Origin of the sequence: Mesorhizobium shangrilense (assembly GCF_040537815.1) — a bacterium.
Lineage (GTDB): Bacteria > Pseudomonadota > Alphaproteobacteria > Rhizobiales > Rhizobiaceae > Mesorhizobium > Mesorhizobium shangrilense.
The window spans coordinates 2573097-2593341 of the sequence record NZ_JBEWSZ010000001.1; the positions used below are offsets into that span (position 1 = coordinate 2573097).

The following is a 20245-nucleotide window of genomic DNA, read 5'->3' on the forward strand; positions in this document are numbered from 1 at the left end:
GTCACGCGGCTCCGTTGACGAAGGCCATGTCGGCCGCGGTCAATTCGACATCGCGCAGAACTCTCATCACCGGAAAATCCTCCGTCTCCGTCGCCGTAATCGCCAGGTCGATGGTCACATCGAAGCGCTGCCTGAACGCATCGATGATCTCATCAACGATGATTTCGGGCGCCGACGCGCCAGCCGACAGGCCGAGCGTCGAAATGCCGGCAATGTCATTCCACGGAATCTCGGAGGCGCGCTGTACGAGAAGCGACATCGAGGCGCCGGCGCGCTCCGCCACTTCGACAAGGCGCCGCGAATTGGAAGAATTGGGAGCGCCGACGATCAGGAACAGGTCGGCGCCCGCCGCTGTTTCCTTGACCGCTTCCTGGCGATTGGTGGTGGCATAGCAGATCGATTCAGCCGCGGCCGCCTGCAAATCCGGAAAGCGGTCTTTCAGCGCGCGTATGATGCCGGCGGTGTCCTCGACCGACAGCGTCGTCTGGGTGACAAACCCCAGCGCCTGCGGATCGGCGGGCGTGAGCCTGGCGGCGTCGGCTTCGGTCTCGACAAGCGTGACCGTGCCTTCCGGCAGTTGTCCCATGGTGCCGATCACCTCCGGGTGCCCGGCATGACCGATCAGAAGCACGTGTCGGCCAAGGCGCTGGTGTCGCATCGCCTGCTTGTGAACCTTCGAGACCAGCGGACAGGTGGCGTCGAGATAGAAGAGGTTGCGCGCCTGCGCATCGGCGGGAACCGACTTCGGCACACCGTGCGCGGAGAACACGACCGGGCTCTGGCGATGCTCGGCGGGTATCTCGGACAGTTCCTCGATGAACACCGCGCCGAGACTCTGGAGCCCCTCGACGACATAGCGGTTGTGCACGATCTCATGGCGGACATAGACCGGCGCGCCATATTTCTTCAAGGCCAGCACGACGATCTGGATGGCGCGATCGACGCCGGCGCAGAAGCCGCGCGGCTGGCAGAGCCGGATCGTCAGGGGTGGCTTGGTGATCGGCTGAGGCATGATTCCATGTCGGTTGGTCAGATCGTGAACTCGAGCCGAAATGAGGTGCCTACCCCTGCCCTGTCAAGGGCATCGGCAGCGTTCGTTCCTCTTTCGCGGGACGGCGGAGCCGCAGGATGAGCACGCCGGCAAGCGCGGCCGCCAGCCCGTACCAGGTCATGGCGTATTGCAGATGACTGTTCGGCAGGTCGATGATGGTGACGCCTCCGACCGGCAAACCGCCAGGATTGGGCGTCTTGTCCGCGTCGATGAAGAAAGGCACCAGCTTGGCGCTCGCCGGCAGCCCGGCGCTCGCCGCCATCACGTCGCGGTCTTTCCAGAAAAAGATGTTCTTCGGCACGTCATTGTCGGGAAGCATCATCGACGGCTTGCCCGGCAATGGATTGCGGGCGAGCCCGGTGATCGTCACCTTGCCGGCCACTTGCCCCTGCAGGCGCTTGGCTGCGTTCTTGAGATCATAGGGCACGAAGCCGCGATTGATCAGAACGAAACGTCCGTCCTCCAGGGCAAGGGGCGTGTAGACGTTGAAACCGGCATCCTCCTCCCACGTCGCGTAGAAATGCCGCTCGCCCGAATGCAGGAAAGTGCCGGTCACCGTCACCGGCGTGTAGTCGACGTCGCCGGTCGAGGCGAACTCTCTCTCGACATCGGCCAGCGCCACAGGTGCCGAGTGGGTCCGCTGTTCGATGGTCTGGAGAAGCCCTTCCTTCCAGTAAAGGCGCTGCACCTGCCAGGTGCCGAGTGCCAGCAGGATGAAAAACACCATGAGGCCAAGGCCGATCGCCAAAACCTGTCTGGGGCGCGAACCGCCCTTGATGGTCGCCGACACGCCGCTCATTCGTCGCGATCCAGCCGGCCCTCGGCTGCCTTGTTGGCGTATTGCAAGGTGAGCAGCACACCCTTGATCAATCGAAGTGCCGTCAGACACAGCACCAAGGCCAACGGGATCCAGACCAACAAATGCAGCCAGAGCGGCGGGCTTAGCGTCACCTCGACCCAAAGCGCAAGGCCAACAATGAGGAAGCCGATGATCAGGATGACGAACACCGCCGGTCCGTCGCCGGCATCGGCGTAGGAATAGTCGAGACCGCAATTCGAGCAGCGCTTTCCGACGGTCAGGAAGCCGGAAAAGAGCCGGCCCTCGCCACAGCGCGGGCAGCGGCCGTGCAGCCCGGCCGAAATCGGTTCTATCGGTGGCCAGATCGCCTTGTCGTCGCTCATCCCGCCACCTTAAAACCCTTTGCCCCAAAAGGTAAGGCGGCCACGTCGCCGCAGCCGCCTTGCCAATTCACTCAGTCTGACTTCAGTGGCCTTCGATCACCGCGCCGGCCGATGCCCAGACGTAGATCGATGCGAACAGGAACAGCCAGACCACGTCGACGAAATGCCAGTACCAGGCGGCCGCCTCGAAGCCGAAATGCTGCTTGGGCGTGAAGTCGCCTTTCATGGCGCGGACCAGGCAGACCAGCAGGAAGATCGTGCCGATGATGACGTGGAAGCCGTGGAAGCCGGTGGCCATGAAGAAGGTCGCGCCGTAGATGGAATCCCTGAACGCGAATGGCGCGTGCATGTATTCGTAGGCCTGCACCATGGTGAACAGCATGCCGAGGCCAACGGTGAGCACCAGACCGTTGATCAGGCCCTTGCGGTCGCCATGCAGGAGCGCGTGGTGCGCCCAGGTGACCGTCGTTCCCGACAGCAGCAGGATGATCGTGTTGTAGAGCGGCAGGTGGAAGGGATCGAGAACCTCCATGCCCTTCGGCGGCCAGACACCGCCGGTGAATGCCGTGCGGGCATATTGCTGGGCCTCGCTCGGGAACAGGCTGGCGTCGAAGAAGGCCCAGAACCAGGCAACGAAGAACATCACCTCCGAGGCGATGAACATGATCATGCCATAGCGCAGGTGAAGCGACACGACCCGCGTATGGTGGCCCTCATGCGCTTCCTTGATGGTGTCCGACCACCAGGCGAACATCGTGTACAGGATAATGGCCATGCCGATGAAGAACAGCCACGGATTGGCGATGTTGTAACCGAAGATCGGGAAGCTGCCGCCCTTCAGGTGCTCCATCAGGGCGACACCGCCAAAGGCAGTTACGAGCGCTCCGACCGACCCCAGGAAAGGCCATGGGCTCGGGTCGACGAGATGATAGTCGTGATGTTGTGCGTGCGCGTCTGCCATATCAGCCCCCGAGATTTCCTTCGGTATTCGAAATTGTCTTGCTATTGCCCTTGACCGGCTCCGACGACGCGACCGGCTTGTTCTTCTCAACCGGGAACATCGTATAGGACAGAGTGATCGTCTTCACGTCCTTCAGTTCCGGTACATTCACGATATCCGGGTCCACATAGAACAGGACCGGCATGTCCAGCGTCTCGCCGGGCTTCAGCGTAGTGTCGGTGAAGCAGAAGCACTCGACCTTGTTGAAGTAGGGACCCGCCAGTTCCGGCTGCACGTTGAAGGTGGCACGGCCGGTAACCGGCCGATCGAACTTGTTGGTCGCCTGATAGTGCGCCTGCACCGTCTCGCCAATCTTCATCGTGATCGAGCGCTGGACTGGCTGAAATTCCCAGGGCACGCCGGCAGTGTTGGCGTCGAAGCGAACGGTGATCTCACGATCGAGCACGCGGCCGGCATACTGCTTCTCGGCACGTTGCGTGGTGCCGCCATAGCCAGTCGCCTGGCAGAACATCTTGTAGAGCGGCACCGCGGCATAGGCCATGCCGATCATGCCGCTGAAGAAGGCAAGACAGACCGCCGCGACAACGCGGTTGCTGTTCCTCTTGGCCTGATTTGTCACCGGTTCGATGCCCATCACATCTTGCCCGAGAGGTTATGGCCGAACTTCACGATGGTCGCGATGTAGAAAATGACAACCAGCACCGCAAGCGCCAGACCAATGGCAACCGAACGGCTGCGCTGGGCTTTCTTTTGGCGCTCGGTCAACGTGACCATCTCGAGCTTTTCATCAATCATGGTCATGCCCCGCCCATGGCAAGTGCGCGTTCGACAACGCTATCAGCCAGATAGGCCGCGAAAATGGCGAAGAGGTAGAGCAGCGAATAGGCGAACAAGGCCTTGGCCGGTTTCATGACGCGGTCATCGTCCGCCATCGCCAGCACTTTCCACGCATACCAGACAAAGCCAATCCCAAGCAGCGCGGCGGCCACACCATAGATCGGCGTGGTGTAGCCAAGCATCCACGGCAGCACGCCAACCGGGGCAAGAAGCAATGCGTAGGCGAAAATCTGCCGGCGCGTCGATGCCTGTCCGGCCACGTTCGGCATCATCGGAATGCCGGCACGCCCATAGTCATCGGACTTGAACAATGCGAGCGCCCAGAAATGCGGCGGCGTCCACAGGAAGATGATCAGGAACAGGATGACGCTTTCCAGGCTGACCGATCCGGTCACGGCGGCCCAGCCGATGACGGGAGGAAAGGCTCCGGCGGCGCCGCCGATAACGATGTTCTGCGGCGTCCAGCGCTTCAGCCACATCGTGTAGACGACGGCATAGAAGAAGATGGTGAAGGCGAGCAGCGTCGCCGCCAGCCAGTTGCCGAGCACGCCAAGGGTCATCACCGACAGCACCGACAGCACCAGCCCAAAGGCTAGCGCCTCGCCGGGCCGGATGCGGCCAGACGGGACGGGACGGCCTGCAGTACGCGTCATCACCGCATCGATGTCGGCATCATACCACATGTTGAGCGCGCCCGACGCGCCGGCGCCGATGGCGATCGACAGGATCGCAATGACCGCCAGCAGCGGATTGATGGCCACGGGCGCCGCAACCATGCCGACGAAGGCTGTGAACACCACGAGCGACATGACGCGCGGCTTCAGGAGGGCGAAGAAATCACCCGCGGTCGCTTCCGACATGCGGAAGGCCGCTTCGTCAATACTGGTTTTGTCGGCAAGGGCCATGCGTACTTAAGTCCATCATTCCGTTGGCCAAAACCGCCGGCTGGCCGGCGGTTTCGTATTCGAGCAGGAATCTGCCTTACTTGATCTTCGGCAACTGCTCCCACTGGTGGAACGGCGGCGGCGAAGGCAGCTGCCATTCAAGTGTCGTTGCGCCTTCGCCCCACGGATTGGCGCCAGCCACCCGCTTCTTCTGAAAGGCTTCGAAGACGCAGTAGAGGAAGATCGCGACGCCGACGGCCGAGATATAGGAGCCAATGGACGACACATAGTTCCAGCCGGCAAACGCGTCCGGATAATCGATGGTGCGGCGCGGCATGCCTGCGAGACCGAGGAAGTGCTGCGGGAAGAAGATCAGGTTGACGCCGACAAACGTGACCCAGAAGTGGGTGTTGGCGATCACCGGCGAGTACATGTAGCCGGTCATCTTCGGGAACCAGTAGTACCAGCCAGCGAAGATGGCGAACACCGCGCCCAGCGACAGCACGTAGTGGAAGTGCGCAATCACGAAATAGGTGTCATGCAGCGAGCGGTCGAGGCCGGCATTGGCCAGCTGGACGCCGGTGACGCCACCAATGGTGAACAGGAAGATGAAGCCCAGCGCCCACAGCATCGGCGTCTTGAACGAAATCGACCCACCCCACATCGTCGCGATCCAGGAGAAGATCTTCACGCCTGTCGGCACCGCGATAACCATGGTGGCGAAGACGAAGTAGCGCTGCGTGTCGAGCGACAGGCCGGTCGTATACATGTGGTGCGCCCAGACGATGAAGCCCACAGCGCCGATCGCAACCATGGCGTAGGCCATGCCGAGATAACCAAACACCGGCTTCTTCGAGAAGGTCGAGACGATGTGGCTGATGATGCCGAAGCCCGGCAGGATCAGAATGTACACTTCCGGGTGACCAAAGAACCAGAACAGGTGCTGGAACAGGAGCGGATCGCCGCCATTCTCCGGCGCGAAGAAGGCTGTGCCGAAATTGCGATCGGTCAGCAGCATCGTGATGGCCCCGGCGAGCACCGGAAGCGAGAGCAGCAGCAGGAAGGCGGTGACCAGAACCGACCATGCAAACAGCGGCATCTTGTGCAACGTCATGCCAGGGGCGCGCATGTTGAAGATGGTGGTGATGAAGTTGATGGCACCGAGGATCGACGACGCACCGGCGATGTGGATCGAAAGGATCGCCAGATCCATGGCCGGCCCGGGCTGGCCCGAGGTCGACAGTGGCGGATAGAGCGTCCAGCCGCCACCGACGCCATAGGCGCCCGGCGCGCTCGGCATGAACATCGAGGTGAGCAGCAGGATGAAAGCCGGCGGCAGCAGCCAGAAGGAGATGTTGTTCATGCGCGGGAAGGCCATGTCCGGCGCGCCGATCATGATCGGCACCATCCAGTTGGCAAAGCCGCCGATGAGCGCCGGCATGACCATGAAGAAGATCATGATCAGGGCGTGCGCGGTGGCGAAGGCATTGTACATGCTCTTGCCGCCGTCGATCGCGGCATCACCGTTCATGCCATAGACCATCTGCGCCAGGCCGCTGAATATCTGGATGCCCGGCTCCTGCAACTCCATGCGGATAGCCACGGACAGCGCGCCGCCGATGATGCCCGCGAAGATAGCGAAGATCAGATAGAGCGTGCCGATATCCTTGTGGTTGGTCGAATAAACCCAGCGGACCCAGCCGTGATACGGCTTGTGGTCGTGCCCGTCGTGAGCTGCAGCGTCTGCCATGTTCCGCTCCGTTCCCTGATCTTTTCTGGCCGCGGCGTCAGTTGCCGGCGACCGCTACCTTGTTCTGGCTGTCAACCTCAGCCATCAGCGCCTTGTTGGCACTGGGCAGATTGGCTTTGGCTGCTGTCAGCCAGCTGTTGAATTGCGTCTCGGAGACCACGCGAATGGCGATCGGCATGAAGGCATGGTCCTTGCCGCAGAGCTGCGAACACTGACCGTAATAGAGGCCTTCCTTCTCCGCCTTGAACCAGGTCTCGTTGGTACGGCCCGGAATGGCGTCGATCTTGATGCCGAAAGACGGCATCGCGAAGGAATGGATCACGTCGGTCGCGGTGACAAGCACGCGGGTCATCGTGTTGACCGGCACCACCAACTCGTTGTCGACGGCCAGCAGGCGCGGATAGACCTTGCGATCCTCCTTGCCGGCGGCGGCGCGGTCAGCATCCTGGAGGATCGCGGAGTTGAAGGTGAGCGTGTTCGCGACCTGGTATTCGTAGTCCCAGTTCCACTGATTGCCCGTCGCCTTGACGGTCAGCTTCGCCTCTTCCGGCGGCGTATACTGCGCCGTCAGCAGCTGGAATGAGGGAATGGCAAGGCAAAGCAGGACGACCACCGGACCGACAGTCCAGATCACCTCGATCAGCGTGTTGTGGCTGGTCTTGGACGGAACCGGGTTGGCGCTCGCGCGGAACCTCACCACGCAATAAGCGAGAAGCAGCATTACCAGGACGGTGATCGGGACGATGAACCACATCGTATAGTTTCCGAACCACTCGATCTGCCGCATCATGTCGGTCGCCGGAGCCTGGAAAGTGGTCTCCCAATTCACCGGCTGGTCGGCACGGGCGGATGTGCCGGCGAAAAGCGTGGTAGCGGCCCCAGCGCTTGCTAGATACCTGGCGCTTGCTAGGAATGTTCTCATCGCCCTCATCGTCTCCCAGTTCCTCGCGGTTGCGCCCACGAGAATAACGAACAATGCCGGGACGGGAATCCCGGACAGTCTCAAGGTGGTTCAAACCATACTCTTTTTCCCTCCGCAAGAAAGGACCGGACGAAACCGTGCGGCATTTTTGCGCGCAAGCGCGGATGGCGGTTCAAAGGCAATCGCGATACAGGCGAATCGCGTAGACTGATCCAGCGGACGTATTCTCGCGGCATGTCTGCACGGGCGAGCCGAACCGTCGCAATTCGGGCGAAATTGGCACAGAAAAGCGCTGTATCGGCGTTTTTGGGGCAGACCGCGTGCGGTCTCGTCCTTTACTTGGCTTTGGCGCGGCTTAAAGTGCCGTGATTCGTAATGGAGCCGTCATGAACCCTTGGCTTTCGAGACCCTTGGCGAAGGTCATCTTTCTTGCCGCCCTGTCAGGCATCAGCCTGTCCGGCGTCGGCCAGGCCAATGCGGTGCAGCCCAGCGGTACGGTTCGCTCGACGCATGGCGCCTGGTCAATCATATGTGACACGCCTGCTGGCGCCACGTCGGAACAGTGCGTGATGATGCAGAACGTCGTCGCCGAGGACAGGCCGGAGATGGGGCTTTCCGTCGTTGTCCTGCGCACCGCCGACAACAAGGCGGAGATCCTGCGCGTGCTAGCGCCGCTTGGCGTGCTTCTGCCCAATGGCCTCGGCCTCAATGTCGACGGCAAGGACATCGGCCGCGCCTACTTCGTGCGCTGCTTCCAGGACGGCTGCTATGCCGAGGTCATTCTCGAAAAGCCGCTGCTCGACACGCTGAAGTCCGGCACATCGGCCACCTTCATCGTCTTCCAGACGCCTGAAGAAGGCATCGGTATCCCCGTCGACCTCAAGGGCTTCGCCGACGGCTTTGCCGCCCTGCCCTGACGGCGGAGCCTTTCGCGGCTGGCCAAGGATATCATCAACCAGGAGTGACGCCGACCACCCGTCGGCCAGTGCATTTGTCTTCACAACGCCGTGGGGACGATTGTCTCGGCGCGCCATCGCGCCTACATCGTGGCAAAGAACCAATTCCTCCTTCGGACGGACCTGCCATGAACAGCCTGATCGGCCAATTCGACATTTCTGACGATCGCATCAAGCAGATCGTCGCGGACACCATCAACGGCGCCGACGATGGCGAACTGTTCCTCGAATACAGCGAAAGCGAAGCGCTGATGTTCGACAATGGCAAGCTGAAGACCGCAAACTTCAACACCGACCAGGGTTTTGGCCTGCGCGCCGTTGCCGGCGAAGCCAGCGGCTACGCCCATTCCAGTGACCTGTCCGAAGCCTCGCTGCTGCGCGCCGCGGACGCTGTTTCGACAGTCAAGGGCGGCTATTCCGGCACGCTTGCCGCGGCACCCGTCCGCACCAACCGCCATCTCTACGGCGACGAGAACCCGATCCCCTCGCCCTCCTTCGAAGCCAAGGCAAAACTGCTGCAGGAAATCGACGCCTGGCTGCGCGCCGAGGATCCGCGCGTGCGCCAGGTTTCGGCATCGCTGACCTCATCGTGGCAGCATGTCGAGATCGTGCGCGCCGACGGCCAGGTGGTGCGCGACATCCGCCCGCTGGTCAGAGTCAGCGTTTCGGTCGTCGTCGGCGACGGCGACCGGCAGGAGAGTGGTTCCTACGGAATGGGCGGACGCAAGGCGTTTGGCGAATTCCTGGTCGAGGACAGCTGGAAGCACGCCGCCAAGGAAGCGCTGCGGCAAGCGCTCGTCAACCTGGAAGCCATTCCGGCACCAGCCGGTACCTTCGACATCGTGCTGTCGAGCGGCTGGCCGGGCGTCATGCTGCACGAGGCCGTTGGCCACGGATTGGAAGGCGACTTCAACCGCAAGAAGACCTCGGCCTTCGCTGGCCTGCTGGGCCAGCAAGTCGCCGCCAAGGGTGTGACCGTCGTCGACGACGGCACCATGCCCGAGCGGCGCGGCTCGCTCACCGTTGATGACGAAGGTACGCCTTCGGCCCGTAACGTGTTGATCGAGGATGGCAAACTGGTCGGCTACATGCAGGATCGCCAGAACGCCCGGCTGATGGGCATGAAGGCCACCGGAAACGGCCGGCGCGAAGGCTATGCGCATCAGCCCATGCCGCGCATGACCAACACCTTCATGACAGCGGGCGACATGGAGCCGGACGAGATCATCGCCTCGGTCAAGAACGGCATCTATGCCGTCTCCTTCGGCGGCGGCCAGGTCGACATCACGTCGGGAAAATTCGTGTTCGGCTGCACCGAGGCCTACATGATCGAGAACGGCAAGGTGACGCAGCCGATCAAGGGCGCCATGCTGATCGGCAACGGACCGGATGCCATGCACCGCGTTTCCATGATCGGCAATGACATGAAGCTCGATACCGGCATTGGCATGTGCGGCAAGGCCGGACAGGGCGTGCCGGTCGGCGTCGGCCAGCCGCATTTGCGCATGAACCAGATGACGGTGGGCGGCACCCGGGTTTGAAGGCAAGCGTGAAACGGCTATCGTCGTTTCACCTGTCAATCATCTGAGCGTCGTTTTCACGCCATGCCCGGTTCCAATCTTGTCATCCTCACCGGCGCTGGCATTTCGGCAGAGTCGGGCATCGCGACCTTCCGCGATTCCGACGGCGTGTGGGCGAAATACGACCTTCAGGATGTGGCAACACCTCAAGGTTTTGCTCGCGACCCGGCGAAGGTGCATGAGTTCTACAACATGCGGCGCCGGCAGATGAGTGAAGTCATGCCGAACGCGGCTCATATCGCACTGGCGAGGCTCGAGCTGGAATTTTCGGGTGATTTCCTGCTGGTCACGCAAAACATCGACGACTTACACGAGCGAGCCGGTTCGAAGAACCTGATCCATATGCACGGCGAATTGCGGCGCGCACTTTGCCAGGAGTGCGACACCAGCAGTTTGTGGCACGACGACTTGTCGGCACTTTCGCACTGCCCGGTCTGCAGTGCCGATGGGCAACTGAGACCCGACGTCGTCTGGTTCGGCGAGATGCCATACCAAATGGAACGAATCGGTGAGGCATTGTCGCGCTGCGACCTGTTCGTGGCCATCGGAACCAGCGGCAGCGTCTATCCGGCCGCAGGCTTCGTGGAGGAAGCACGTTCCGCAGGGGCGTGTACGGTCGAACTCAACCTCAAATGCGCTGGCTGGGCTTCCCGATTCTCGGAACAACATGAGGGGCCGGCCACCGAAGCCGTGCCGGCTTTCGTAGAGCGCATCCTTGCAGGCACCGGTTGAAATCGTGCCTTGACCTTGAAGCCGACAAGACTTTCGTCTATCTTACAGCCGTCTTACATTGAAGGGCGACATCATGGCCGCTCCAGATAAGCTGACGACCATTGTCTCTACCAAGGGACAGGTAATCCTGCCCAGTTCGATCCGGAAGCGCAGGGAATGGGGTGCCGGCACGCGCCTCCTGGTCGAAGATACCGCGGAGGGTGTGCTGCTGAAAGCTACCCCGGCCTTTATCGAGACGCGGCCTGAGGATGTGTTTTCATCCCTTCCCAACGGCGGTAGGCCGAAGACGCTTGAAGAAATGGATGCCGGCGTGCTTGCCGAAGCGCGGCGACGCCATGCTCGCGATTGATACCAACCTGGTCGTCCGTTATCTGACAGGCGATCATCCCGAGCAATCTCCCCGCGCCCGGGTGTTGATCGACGGTCAAGCAGTCTTCGTCGCCGTCACGGTAATCCTAGAGGCCGAATGGGTCTTGCGTAGCGCATATGGTTATGCGCCGCCTGAGATCATCCGTGCGTTACGGGCATTCGGCGGACTCCCCACGGTGGAACTAGAGGACGAGGCGGTGGTGTCGTCGGCGCTCGACCTCGCGGAGAAGGGGATGGATTTCGCTGACGCGCTTCATCTGGGAAAATCCGTCCATTGTGTGAGCTTCGCCACCTTCGATCGCAAGCTCGTCAAGGCTGCAGGGCATGAGAACGTGCAAGAGGCATAGCGCCAGTTATACGCATTCTAGCCCAACGGATATTGGGATCACTTAGCGCCTTCTTTTCGGCTTCTCCAGCAGCGCCACCGCCTCGACGTGTGGCGACCACAGGAACTGGTCGATCGGCGTCACGCTTTTCAAGGTGTAGCCGCCGTCGAGCAGGATGCGCAAATCTCGCGCGAGCGTCACCGGATTGCAGGACACCGCCGCGACAAGCGGAACATCCGAGCGGGCGATCTGCTTCGACTGGTCCTCTGCCCCCGCGCGGGGCGGATCGAAGACAAGACCGTCGAAGGCGTTCAACTCCTTGAAGGTGAGCGGCCGGCGGAACAGGTCGCGGCGTTCGCCCGTCACCCGCTTCAGGCCCGTCGCGAAGCGCGATCCCCTATCAAGAGCCGAAAGGGCTGCCGCGTCACCTTCGACCGCATGGACCTCCGACTTCGCTGCAAGCCGCAGCGCAAAGCTGCCGCAACCGGCGAAAAGGTCGGTGATCTTCTTGGCGCGCTTCAGGTGGGCGCCGACGATATCGGCCATGGTCTGCTCGGCGGCCTCGGTCGCCTGCAGGAAGGCGCCGGGCGGCACGGCCACAGCGACGCTGCCGAACATGACCACCGGCTTCCTTGGCTCGATGATGATCTCGTCATCGATGGACAGCCTGGCAAAGCCCTGCGCGATGACAAAATTGGCGGCGATACGGCGCTGGTGTTCGCCAAGCTTGCCGGACTCATGCACAGCGATATCAAGGCCCGAGCCGGTCACAGTGACGGCCAGCCGGAACGATTTGGTGGTGGCGCATACCAGCTCGGCGAGCGCCTTCAGCTGACCCAGCGCGCCGACGATCTCGGGCAGAGAGATCGGGCATTCCGATATGGAGATGATCTCCGGCGACAGGTGGCGATTGAAGCCGAGCGCCATGCCTGTTTCGGTACGCCGGGCGGCAAGCACGACACGGCGGCGCGTGTGTGGTGCGCAGGCGACCAGTTCGCCGATGTCGCAGTCGATGCCCTTCAAGGCGTGCACCACCTTGTCGCGTTTCCACTGGCGATAGGCATCGGCCTCGAAATGCTGGAGCGCGCAACCGCCACATTCCGTGAAATGGCGGCAGGCGGGATCGATGCGCAGCGGCGAGGCCTCCAGCACAGCCATCAGCGTGGCGCGATCCCCCTGGCGCGCGGCGGTGACGACCTCTCCGGGCAGCGTGAACGGAATGAAAAGATCGCCGCCTTCGGTCTCGGCGATGCCGTCGCCCTGGGCGCCAAGTTTTCTGATGGTGAAGCGTGCGCTCATCGATCCTTGATCCCACCCAGCAGGAATTCGCGATTGCCGTCGCCGCCTTCGATGGGCGACAGGTGCAGCCCGAGCGAACGCCAGCCGGGAACGGCGTCCAGCCAATCCTGCAGCAGGCCGGCGACACGGGCGGCATCGTAGGGATCCTTCAACAGGCCACCCTTGCCGATCGCCTCCCTGCCCGCCTCGAACTGCGGCTTGACCAGGAACACAGCACCCGCACCGGGCCTGGCGATGGCGAGCGCCGGCGGCAGCGCCAGTTTCAGCGAGATGAAGCTGACATCCGAAACGATGAAGTCAGGAATGCGGTCGCCGAGATCGGCGACAGTCAGATCGCGGGCGTTCAGGCCCTCGATGACCGTCACACGCGGATCTCCGCCAATATCGGGATGCATCTGCCCATGGCCAACATCGAGAGCCGTGACATGGGAAGCGCCGCGTTCGAGCAAGACCTGGGTGAACCCGCCAGTCGAGGCGCCGATGTCGAGCGCCTCGCGGCCAGCCGGATTGAAACCGAAATGGTCGAGCCCCGCGATCAGCTTGAGCGCCGCACGCGAAACGTAGCCCTGGGCGGGATCATCGACAGCAATGACGCATTGGCGCTGCACGGTCTGACCGGGCTTGCGGGCAAGGACGCCGTCAACCGTCACCGTGCCGCGTTCGACCGCGTCACGGGCACGCGAGCGGCTGGCAAACAGGCCGCGCCCGACGAGGAGTTCGTCGAGCCGCTGGCGTGTGCTGGCTGGCTGCGGGGAGTTCATGACCTTCATTGGCGAAAGCCGGCGGCGAAGGCAAGGACATTGAGGCGTGACGAGGATATCGACGCAAGACGGGTGATCGCAAACGCCACTGCCGAGCGTGTTGAATATCGCTCGTGGGATCGGGCACAATGCCAGCGACGAGGTGCCGTTGCTATTGGTGAGGAAGCGGGATGCTGACCGGACGTTGCCACTGTGGTGCTGCTCACTGGACCCTGGAGGGTGATCCAGGGTCGATCACGGCCTGCAATTGCACGCTTTGCAGTCGCTATGGTGCGCTCTGGGCCTACGACTATGTCGACGAACGCATCCGCGTTGCGGGATCGATGAGCGTCTACAGGCGCGCCGGACAGGAAGCTCCTTCGCTCGAGATCCTGTTCTGCCCGACATGCGGCTGCGTCCTGGCCTGGCGTGGTTTGCGCGCAAGCTCCACCGGCCGGACCCGGATCGCCGTCAATGTCAGGCTTGCGCCTCCCGAGGCCGTAGCCGACCTCGCAATCGACCATTTCGATGGCCTTGAGACATTCGAGGATCTGCCGGGCGACGGCCGCTGCGTACGCGATATGTGGTTCTAGAAAATCGTCCGCGAGACCTGGCGCTCGACAGCCGGCGTCAGACCGTCATTGCCGGAAGCTTCCTTGTGCGGCTCGGCTGCGGCGGGCACGGCCGAGGCCGGCGTGGCATCCGGCAGGACGACCAATTGAGGAACCTGCTTGTAGGAGAAGCCGCCACGGATGCCGCCGATCTTGCCGGCGACGATGTCCTTCACCGCTTTTTCGAGGTTGCGGTCATAGCGCGTTTCGGCTCCTGCCGGTGCGCCGACAGCCAGCAAGAAGGCCATGGCGCCCAGAAACGTCTTCATTCTCGCTGTCTCCCTGCCTGGGGCGATTTCTAGCAGGGCGCCGTTGAAAAACGGCCAAGAGACACGGTAAGCAAAGCACCAAAATGCAGCGTTAACAATGCGTTAAGAGATCAGGCGAGCAATCTGATTCAAGCCCTTGAGGTTTTGAGTCAGGCGCGCTGTGCGCGGGCTGCGTGCCCAAGCGCGGTGAATACGGTGCGCACGATGCCGGCGGCGTCCAGTCCCGCATCGGCATACATCTTCTCGGGCTTGGCGTGATCGGTGAACGCGTCGGGCAGCACCAGCGGCCGGACTTTCAGGCCGCTTTCCAGCAATCCGTCATGGGCGAGGAACTGCAGCACATGGCTGGCGAAGCCGCCGACCGCGCCCTCCTCCACCGTGACCAGAACCTCATGCGAGCGAGCCAGCCGCCGGATCAGATCCTCGTCGAGCGGCTTGGCGAAACGAGCGTCGGCGACCGTGGTGGAAAGCCCTGCCGCGCCAAGTTCTTCGGCTGCCATGAGACAATCCTGCAACCGCGTACCGAAGGAAAGCAAGGCAACCTTGGTGCCCTCCCTGACGATGCGCCCTTTGCCGATCTCGAGAACCGAGCCACGCTCCGGCATGTCGACGCCGACGCCGTTGCCGCGCGGATAACGGAAGGCGATCGGGCCGTCATCGTAGCTTGCCGCGGTGCGTACCATGTGGCGAAGCTCGGCTTCATCCGCCGCCGCCATCACCACAAAACCGGGCAGCGTTGCCAGGAAGGTGGTGTCGAAGGCGCCGCAATGGGTGGCGCCATCGGCGCCGACGAAACCGGCGCGATCGATGGGGAAACGCACCGGCAGCTTCTGGATCGCGACGTCGTGGACGACCTGATCGTAGGCGCGCTGCAGGAAGGTCGAATAGATGGCGGCAAAAGGCTTGTAGCCTTCGGTGGCGAGACCTGCGGCGAAGGTCACCGCATGCTGCTCGGCAATGCCGACATCGAAGGTCCTTGACGGGAACGCCTCACCGAACAGATCGAGGCCGGTGCCGCTGGGCATGGCGGCGGTCACGGCCACGATACGATCGTCCTCACGGCCCTCCTGGATCAGGCTTTCGGCGAAGACCTTGGTGTAGGCCGGCGCATTGGCAGGAGCCTTGGCCTGCGCGCCGGTGATGACGTCGAACTTGTTGACGCCATGATATTTGTCAGCGGCGGCTTCCGCCGGCGCGTAACCCTTGCCTTTCTGGGTGACGACATGGATCAGCACCGGGCCCTTGCCATTGTCGCGTACGTTCTTCAGCACCGGGATAAGGTGCTCCAGATTGTGCCCGTCGATCGGGCCTATATGATAGAAACCCAGTTCCTCGAACAGCGTGCCGCCCGTGACGTAGCCGCGCGCATGCTCGACCGCTCTGGTGATCGCACGATCGGCGCGTTTGCCGAGATAGGAGGTCAGCTTCTTGCCGAAATCGCGGAGACCGACATAGGTCTTGCCTGATGCCAGGCGCGCCAGATAGGCGCTCATGGCGCCGGTTGGTGGCGCGATCGACATGTCGTTGTCGTTGAGGATGACGATCAAGCGGGCATCGAGCGCGCCGGCATTGTTCATCGCCTCATAGGCCATCCCGGCCGACATGGAGCCGTCGCCGATGATGGCGATGACGTTGTTGCGTCCTCCCGACAGGTCGCGGGCGACGGCCATGCCAAGGCCGGCGGAGATCGAGGTCGATGAATGCGCGGCGCCGAAGGGATCATATTCGCTTTCGACGCGCCGGGTGAAGCCGGACAGGCCCCCTTCCTGCCGCAGCGTGCGGATACGGTCGCGGCGGCCGGTCAGGATCTTGTGCGGATAGGCCTGATGGCCGACATCCCAGATCAGCCGGTCATCCGGCGTGTTGAAGACGTAGTGCAGCGCGACCGTCAGTTCGACCACGCCCAGGCCGGCGCCGAGATGCCCGCCGGTGAGAGAAACCGCGTCGATGAGCTCGGCGCGAAGCTCGGATGCCAATTGCGGCAGATCGCTCTCGGCAAGCGTCCTCAGGTCAGCGGGGATGCGGACCTTGTCGAGAAGCGGCGTATGCAGCGTTGCGTTCACGGGTGCTCAGGCTTTCTGTTCATCGGCGGGATAGGCCGCCGGCTGGCGAAAGTAAATGCGTGTCAGTGACGCGGATCAGCCGTGGCCCTAGCCTTCCGGCAGCGGAATGAATTCTTTCTCGTCTCCAGGAACGATATCGAAACGGCCCGTCTTCCATTCTTCCTTTGCCTGTTCGATGCGTTCCTTCGACGACGAGACGAAATTCCACCAGATGTAACGCTTCGAGCCGAGCGAGGCGCCGCCAAACAGCATGAAATGCGCCCCGCATTCCGATGAAACGACGATCTCGTCACCGGGCCGGAACACCAGCAGGCGTTCCGCGGGAAAAACATCGCCGGAAATCGAGACATCGCCTTCCAGCGTGTAGATGGCACGCTCCTCGGCATCGGCCGGGATTTTCACCTTGGCTCCGGGTGCCAGACGAAGGTCGGCATAGAGCGTGTCGGAGGCCGTCTTGACCGGCGACCGCAGGCCGGCGAAGTCGCCGATAACGACGCGTCCGCCGACGCCTTCGGTGCCGATCTCTGGAAGGCGCGAGGCAGCAGTATTCTCGAAAACCGGCGCCACTTCTTCCTTGTCGTCCGGCAGCGCCAGCCATGTCTGCAGGCCGGAAATCGACATCGGCGCTCCCCGCAACTCTTCCGGCGTGCGCTCGGAATGGACGATGCCGCGCCCGGCCGTCATCAGGTTCACGTCACCAGGCTGGATCACCATTTCGGTGCCGAGCGAATCGCGATGCCTGATCTTGCCGTCGAACAGATAGGTCACCGTCGACAGGCCGATATGTGGGTGCGGCCGGACGTCGAGCGCGTGGCCGGCCCGCAGGATCGCCGGCCCCATGCGATCGAAGAAGATGAAGGGACCGACCAGCCGCCGTTTGGCGGTCGGCAGAGCGCGGCGCACCTCAAAGCCGCCAATGTCCTTGGCGTTCGGGATCACCATCAGCTCGATCTGATCGCTGGCAAAGGCATCGCCGGCTTCAGGGTCTTTTCCGGGGAAGAAGCTCATGAACTCTCCTGTCAGCCATTGTTGGCTGCTTGGCTGCATCAAGCGAACCGGATCGCCGCCTTTGCCCGCAGTTTGGCCGCCACCTCTTCACGGTTGCGCGGATGCTGGTTGGTTTCAAGGGAATCGAGAAGCTCGCGCGCGGATGCGGCGATTGCTTCGACCGCATGATCGAACGCGTGCTGGTTCTGCTTGGAGGGCCGCGTCGTTCCGCTCAGTTTGCGGACGAACTGGAGTGCCGCGTCGTGCACCTCGTCATTGGTTGCCGGCGGGTCAAAATTGAACAGGGTCTTGATATTTCTGCACATCGCCTCCGAACCTCCTCTTGTCCTGGGGCCGTTTCAATCGGGACGAATTCTATCCTCGATCATGATCATGTCCAAAACCCGATGAGGCGAAGCCGCGGTCCAGACGCGCCTCAATCCGCATCGAGCGGTTCAACACCAACGGGCTTTCCGTCGCGCGAAAGCCTGATCTTCTCGACTTTGTCTTCGGCGGCCTTCAGCAGGCGGTCACAATGCAGCTTCAGGGCCTCGCCGCGCTCGTAGATACGGATCGACTGATCGAGCGGCACGTCACCACGCTCCAGATCGTCGACGATCTTCTCCAGCGCGTCGAGGGCCTGCTCGAAGCTCATCGCCTTGACGTCTTCGTTGGTCTCACCAGCCATGGTCTATCCTTTCATCAGTCGCCCGACATGGGCGGCGACCGAAAATGCCAATCCCTGCAGATCGTAGCCGCCCTCGAGCAGGCTGACGAGCCGGTTGCCGCTGTGGCGTCCGGCGCGCTCAAGCAACTGGCCGGTCGCCCAGTCGAAATCATCCTCGGTCAGGTTGATCTCGGCCAGCGGGTCGCGGTGATGCGCGTCGAAACCGGCGGAGATAATGATCAGATCAGGCGCGAAACTGTCGAGGGCCGGCAAGACGCGCGACAGGAAGGCGTCGCGAAAAACCTCGCTGCCAGTCTGCGGCGCAAGCGGCGCGTTGACGATGTTGCCGGCACCGGTTTCGCTCTTCGCTCCGGTGCCGGGGTAAAGCGGCATCTGGTGCGTGGAACAGTAGAGCACGGACGGATCGTCCCAGAAAATGTCCTGTGTGCCATTGCCGTGATGCACGTCCCAGTCGACCACGGCGACGCGTTCGACACCATGTTTCTTCTGCGCATAACGCGCGGCGATTGCCGCGGTGTTGAACAGGCAGAAGCCCATGGCTGTCGTCTTTTCGGCATGGTGGCCGGGTGGCCGCGCGGCGACAAAGACATTATCGGCACGGCCCGCGAAAACGTCGTCGACAGCCGCGTTGGCGGCACCGATCGCCGTGATCACCGCCTGCCAGCTCTTCGGGCTGGCCACGGTATCCGCGTCGATGCGGGCGATGCCCTCGTCGGGAATGGCGGCTCGAACGCGCGCAACGAAATCGGCGGGATGCGCGTACAGAATGGTGGCCTCGTCGCCTTCCGGTGCCTTGACGCGATCGAGCGCGGCAAAGGGCTCGTCATCGAGCACGCGTTCGATGGCTCGCAGCCGGTCGGGCCGCTCGGGATGGCCGGGCGGCGTCAAGTGCTCAAGGAAGATCGGGTGGGTGTAGAGCCTTGTGACCATGCTCCGATATAGGCGTGCCCGGCCGGTTTGACCATGTTTTCGCGGATCGAAAGGGCGACATTCAACAGGGTTTAGAGGCTGGCAACAGGGTTTAGGCTGGCAACAGGGTTTAGGTGCTGGGTGTCGGCTCAGTCCAGCGCGAGCCGCCGAAGGAAGCCCGCGCCTTGTCCTTGAGGTCCCTGAATTTCGAGGACACTTCGGCCAGCTTCCGGTCCCAGTCGGGATTGGGCGCCTGGCCTTCGATGGCCTTGAAATAGACCTGCATCAGGCACGCGATGGCGAAGGGCTCTATGAAGGCCGCCTTGAAGGCCCAGGCGAAGACGATGGCGAGCACGAAGGCCCAACCGGCGAGTTGCCCGGGCATGAGGAAAAGAATGGCGCCGGCCGGGGCCAGCATCAGCAGGAAGATCACGAAGGACACGCCCCACATGATGACGGACAGCCAGACGGCGTTCTTGACCATGGTCTTGCCGTTCTGGGCGTAGAGCACGACGCCTTGCCGCGCGGTCTCGAAGGGCGAGGATGAGTTGATGCGGATGTTGTAGCCGAGGATGATCTCATCGACATAGGTCAGCGACAGACGGATCACCGTATTGATGAAGCTGACAAGGCCGCTCAGGCCGGGGATGGGCAGGAAGGCGGCTATGCCGCCGATCAGGCCGGTGACGGCACGGACGGCGCCCTTGACAAGCTGGTCTACGACGAAAAGGACGTTGGCTTCGGCGAAGCGTTGCGTGACGACCTCCTTGGCATAGGCAATCTGGTCCTGCCCGTCGGGAACATCGTGGCCGTCGATCAGATGCACCATGACGGCGATGTGGCCGGCCTTGACGATGTAGAGGATGTATTCGCGTATCCAGTAGACGGCGATGGAAACGAGGCCGAAACCGACCACACCGCCCCACATGGCAAACGACAATGGGCCGTCAGGGTCGGTGGAGATATGGCCAACGCCATAGCCGACACTCGCGCCGGTCCCGGTCGCCATGATGTAGGCCAGCGTGATGCCGAAATAGACGATCATGCGAAAGACGATGAAGGGCCATGTCCGCACCATGATGGACACAGACCTGCCGATCTCGAAATCCCACATGCCCCGAATCTCCCC

At 62.4% G+C, this 20245-nt stretch carries 24 protein-coding genes; 6 read left to right on the plus strand and 18 right to left on the minus strand.

Annotation, left to right across the window (positions count from 1 at the left end):
- Position 1 precedes the first annotated feature (1 nt).
- The 9 genes from ispH to coxB form a co-directional block, all read right to left on the minus strand.
- Positions 2 to 1012 (minus strand): 4-hydroxy-3-methylbut-2-enyl diphosphate reductase, encoded by a 1011-nt coding sequence (ispH, locus tag ABVQ20_RS12870; protein WP_354459876.1) that lies wholly within the window; start codon positions 1010 to 1012, stop codon positions 2 to 4.
- Positions 1013 to 1061: 49 nt separating this feature from the next.
- On the minus strand, positions 1062 to 1850 hold the full coding sequence (locus tag ABVQ20_RS12875) for an SURF1 family protein (RefSeq protein WP_354459877.1): 789 nt from the start codon (positions 1848 to 1850) through the stop codon (positions 1062 to 1064).
- Entirely contained in the window at positions 1847 to 2233 is a 387-nt protein-coding gene (locus tag ABVQ20_RS12880) for a DUF983 domain-containing protein (RefSeq protein WP_354459878.1), read from the minus strand. Before ABVQ20_RS12880 ends, ABVQ20_RS12875 begins: the two co-directional genes overlap by 4 nt.
- An 82-nt stretch (positions 2234 to 2315) precedes the next feature.
- The gene (locus ABVQ20_RS12885; RefSeq protein ID WP_354459879.1) at positions 2316 to 3194 is read right to left on the minus strand and encodes a cytochrome c oxidase subunit 3; all 879 of its coding nucleotides are present in this window, start codon (positions 3192 to 3194) and stop codon (positions 2316 to 2318) included.
- Position 3195: 1 nt separating this feature from the next.
- Positions 3196 to 3828, minus strand: coding sequence for a cytochrome c oxidase assembly protein (locus ABVQ20_RS12890; RefSeq protein ID WP_354459880.1), 633 nt, complete (start codon positions 3826 to 3828; stop codon positions 3196 to 3198).
- Positions 3828 to 3995 carry a cytochrome c oxidase system small membrane protein gene (locus ABVQ20_RS12895; RefSeq protein ID WP_354459882.1) on the minus strand — a complete coding sequence of 56 codons (168 nt, stop codon included), beginning with the start codon at positions 3993 to 3995 and terminating at the stop codon, positions 3828 to 3830. The genes ABVQ20_RS12890 and ABVQ20_RS12895 overlap by 1 nt, the downstream gene beginning before the upstream one ends.
- The gene (locus tag ABVQ20_RS12900; protein WP_354459883.1) at positions 3992 to 4936 is read right to left on the minus strand and encodes a heme o synthase; all 945 of its coding nucleotides are present in this window, start codon (positions 4934 to 4936) and stop codon (positions 3992 to 3994) included. The genes ABVQ20_RS12895 and ABVQ20_RS12900 overlap by 4 nt, the downstream gene beginning before the upstream one ends.
- Before the next feature lie 76 nt (positions 4937 to 5012).
- Positions 5013 to 6665 (minus strand): cytochrome c oxidase subunit I, encoded by a 1653-nt coding sequence (gene ctaD, locus ABVQ20_RS12905; RefSeq protein ID WP_354459884.1) that lies wholly within the window; start codon positions 6663 to 6665, stop codon positions 5013 to 5015.
- A 37-nt stretch (positions 6666 to 6702) separates the two neighbouring features.
- Positions 6703 to 7587 carry a cytochrome c oxidase subunit II gene (gene coxB, locus ABVQ20_RS12910; protein ID WP_354459885.1) on the minus strand — a complete coding sequence of 295 codons (885 nt, stop codon included), beginning with the start codon at positions 7585 to 7587 and terminating at the stop codon, positions 6703 to 6705.
- 386 nt (positions 7588 to 7973) lie between these two features.
- Here coxB and ABVQ20_RS12915 point away from each other — a divergent pair, with 386 nt between their 5' ends.
- From ABVQ20_RS12915 to ABVQ20_RS12935, 5 genes are all read left to right on the plus strand, one after another.
- On the plus strand, positions 7974 to 8504 hold the full coding sequence (locus ABVQ20_RS12915; protein WP_354459886.1) for an invasion associated locus B family protein: 531 nt from the start codon (positions 7974 to 7976) through the stop codon (positions 8502 to 8504).
- Between the two features lie 167 nt (positions 8505 to 8671).
- Complete coding sequence (gene tldD, locus ABVQ20_RS12920; protein WP_354459887.1) at positions 8672 to 10084, plus strand: metalloprotease TldD; 1413 nt, start codon at positions 8672 to 8674, stop codon at positions 10082 to 10084.
- Between the two features lie 63 nt (positions 10085 to 10147).
- Positions 10148 to 10855, plus strand: a complete 708-nt coding sequence (locus ABVQ20_RS12925; RefSeq protein ID WP_354459888.1) for an NAD-dependent deacylase — start codon at positions 10148 to 10150, stop codon at positions 10853 to 10855.
- Between the two features lie 73 nt (positions 10856 to 10928).
- On the plus strand, positions 10929 to 11204 hold the full coding sequence (locus tag ABVQ20_RS12930; protein ID WP_354459889.1) for an AbrB/MazE/SpoVT family DNA-binding domain-containing protein: 276 nt from the start codon (positions 10929 to 10931) through the stop codon (positions 11202 to 11204).
- A complete protein-coding gene (locus ABVQ20_RS12935; RefSeq protein WP_354462169.1) occupies positions 11191 to 11571 on the plus strand; it encodes a type II toxin-antitoxin system VapC family toxin in 381 nt (126 codons plus the stop codon). Before ABVQ20_RS12930 ends, ABVQ20_RS12935 begins: the two co-directional genes overlap by 14 nt.
- 42 nt (positions 11572 to 11613) lie before the next feature.
- On the opposite strand, the gene ABVQ20_RS12940 is transcribed toward ABVQ20_RS12935, so the two are convergent.
- Entirely contained in the window at positions 11614 to 12849 is a 1236-nt protein-coding gene (locus tag ABVQ20_RS12940; protein ID WP_354459890.1) for a class I SAM-dependent RNA methyltransferase, read from the minus strand.
- Positions 12846 to 13610 carry a TlyA family RNA methyltransferase gene (locus tag ABVQ20_RS12945; protein ID WP_354462170.1) on the minus strand — a complete coding sequence of 255 codons (765 nt, stop codon included), beginning with the start codon at positions 13608 to 13610 and terminating at the stop codon, positions 12846 to 12848. Before ABVQ20_RS12945 ends, ABVQ20_RS12940 begins: the two co-directional genes overlap by 4 nt.
- Before the next feature lie 170 nt (positions 13611 to 13780).
- Here ABVQ20_RS12945 and ABVQ20_RS12950 point away from each other — a divergent pair, with 170 nt between their 5' ends.
- Positions 13781 to 14182, plus strand: a complete 402-nt coding sequence (locus ABVQ20_RS12950) for a GFA family protein (protein WP_354459891.1) — start codon at positions 13781 to 13783, stop codon at positions 14180 to 14182.
- On the opposite strand, the gene ABVQ20_RS12955 is transcribed toward ABVQ20_RS12950, so the two are convergent.
- From ABVQ20_RS12955 to ABVQ20_RS12985, 7 genes are all read right to left on the minus strand, one after another.
- Positions 14179 to 14469 (minus strand): hypothetical protein, encoded by a 291-nt coding sequence (locus ABVQ20_RS12955; protein ID WP_354459893.1) that lies wholly within the window; start codon positions 14467 to 14469, stop codon positions 14179 to 14181. The two genes, ABVQ20_RS12950 and ABVQ20_RS12955, sit on opposite strands and share 4 nt — an antisense overlap.
- 149 nt (positions 14470 to 14618) lie before the next feature.
- Positions 14619 to 16532: a 1-deoxy-D-xylulose-5-phosphate synthase gene (gene dxs / locus ABVQ20_RS12960; protein ID WP_354459894.1), complete on the minus strand. Its 1914-nt coding sequence runs from the start codon at positions 16530 to 16532 to the stop codon at positions 14619 to 14621.
- 87 nt (positions 16533 to 16619) lie between these two features.
- Positions 16620 to 17540 (minus strand): pirin family protein, encoded by a 921-nt coding sequence (locus tag ABVQ20_RS12965; protein WP_354459895.1) that lies wholly within the window; start codon positions 17538 to 17540, stop codon positions 16620 to 16622.
- Between the two features lie 38 nt (positions 17541 to 17578).
- The gene (locus ABVQ20_RS12970) at positions 17579 to 17845 is read right to left on the minus strand and encodes a DUF2277 domain-containing protein (RefSeq protein WP_354459896.1); all 267 of its coding nucleotides are present in this window, start codon (positions 17843 to 17845) and stop codon (positions 17579 to 17581) included.
- A gap of 110 nt (positions 17846 to 17955) precedes the next feature.
- Positions 17956 to 18207, minus strand: coding sequence for an exodeoxyribonuclease VII small subunit (locus ABVQ20_RS12975; RefSeq protein ID WP_354459897.1), 252 nt, complete (start codon positions 18205 to 18207; stop codon positions 17956 to 17958).
- Positions 18208 to 18210: 3 nt separating this feature from the next.
- Positions 18211 to 19137 carry a histone deacetylase family protein gene (locus ABVQ20_RS12980; protein ID WP_354459898.1) on the minus strand — a complete coding sequence of 309 codons (927 nt, stop codon included), beginning with the start codon at positions 19135 to 19137 and terminating at the stop codon, positions 18211 to 18213.
- 109 nt (positions 19138 to 19246) lie between these two features.
- A complete protein-coding gene (locus ABVQ20_RS12985; RefSeq protein WP_354459899.1) occupies positions 19247 to 20230 on the minus strand; it encodes a hypothetical protein in 984 nt (327 codons plus the stop codon).
- Positions 20231 to 20245 lie beyond the last annotated feature (15 nt).

Bases quoted from the DNA above. Each gene is read 5' to 3' on its own strand.
- ctaD (WP_354459884.1), bottom strand. From the start codon at position 6,665: ATGGCAGACGCTGCAGCTCACGACGGGCACGACCACAAGCCGTATCAC.
- ABVQ20_RS12915 (WP_354459886.1), top strand. From the start codon at position 7,974: ATGAACCCTTGGCTTTCGAGACCCTTGGCGAAGGTCATCTTTCTTGCC.
- tldD (WP_354459887.1), top strand. From the start codon at position 8,672: ATGAACAGCCTGATCGGCCAATTCGACATTTCTGACGATCGCATCAAG.
- ABVQ20_RS12935 (WP_354462169.1), top strand. From the start codon at position 11,191: ATGCTCGCGATTGATACCAACCTGGTCGTCCGTTATCTGACAGGCGAT.
- ABVQ20_RS12880 (WP_354459878.1), bottom strand. From the start codon at position 2,233: ATGAGCGACGACAAGGCGATCTGGCCACCGATAGAACCGATTTCGGCC.
- ABVQ20_RS12925 (WP_354459888.1), top strand. From the start codon at position 10,148: ATGCCCGGTTCCAATCTTGTCATCCTCACCGGCGCTGGCATTTCGGCA.
- ABVQ20_RS12900 (WP_354459883.1), bottom strand. From the start codon at position 4,936: ATGGCCCTTGCCGACAAAACCAGTATTGACGAAGCGGCCTTCCGCATG.
- ABVQ20_RS12965 (WP_354459895.1), bottom strand. From the start codon at position 17,540: ATGAGCTTCTTCCCCGGAAAAGACCCTGAAGCCGGCGATGCCTTTGCC.
- ABVQ20_RS12885 (WP_354459879.1), bottom strand. From the start codon at position 3,194: ATGGCAGACGCGCACGCACAACATCACGACTATCATCTCGTCGACCCG.
- ABVQ20_RS12890 (WP_354459880.1), bottom strand. From the start codon at position 3,828: ATGGGCATCGAACCGGTGACAAATCAGGCCAAGAGGAACAGCAACCGC.
- ABVQ20_RS12955 (WP_354459893.1), bottom strand. From the start codon at position 14,469: ATGAAGACGTTTCTGGGCGCCATGGCCTTCTTGCTGGCTGTCGGCGCA.
- ABVQ20_RS12940 (WP_354459890.1), bottom strand. From the start codon at position 12,849: ATGAGCGCACGCTTCACCATCAGAAAACTTGGCGCCCAGGGCGACGGC.
- ABVQ20_RS12875 (WP_354459877.1), bottom strand. From the start codon at position 1,850: ATGAGCGGCGTGTCGGCGACCATCAAGGGCGGTTCGCGCCCCAGACAG.
- ABVQ20_RS12950 (WP_354459891.1), top strand. From the start codon at position 13,781: ATGCTGACCGGACGTTGCCACTGTGGTGCTGCTCACTGGACCCTGGAG.
- ispH (WP_354459876.1), bottom strand. From the start codon at position 1,012: ATGCCTCAGCCGATCACCAAGCCACCCCTGACGATCCGGCTCTGCCAG.
- ABVQ20_RS12895 (WP_354459882.1), bottom strand. From the start codon at position 3,995: ATGACCATGATTGATGAAAAGCTCGAGATGGTCACGTTGACCGAGCGC.
- ABVQ20_RS12945 (WP_354462170.1), bottom strand. From the start codon at position 13,610: ATGAACTCCCCGCAGCCAGCCAGCACACGCCAGCGGCTCGACGAACTC.
- ABVQ20_RS12930 (WP_354459889.1), top strand. From the start codon at position 10,929: ATGGCCGCTCCAGATAAGCTGACGACCATTGTCTCTACCAAGGGACAG.
- ABVQ20_RS12985 (WP_354459899.1), bottom strand. From the start codon at position 20,230: ATGTGGGATTTCGAGATCGGCAGGTCTGTGTCCATCATGGTGCGGACA.
- ABVQ20_RS12970 (WP_354459896.1), bottom strand. From the start codon at position 17,845: ATGTGCAGAAATATCAAGACCCTGTTCAATTTTGACCCGCCGGCAACC.
- ABVQ20_RS12975 (WP_354459897.1), bottom strand. From the start codon at position 18,207: ATGGCTGGTGAGACCAACGAAGACGTCAAGGCGATGAGCTTCGAGCAG.
- coxB (WP_354459885.1), bottom strand. From the start codon at position 7,587: ATGAGAACATTCCTAGCAAGCGCCAGGTATCTAGCAAGCGCTGGGGCC.
- ABVQ20_RS12980 (WP_354459898.1), bottom strand. From the start codon at position 19,137: ATGGTCACAAGGCTCTACACCCACCCGATCTTCCTTGAGCACTTGACG.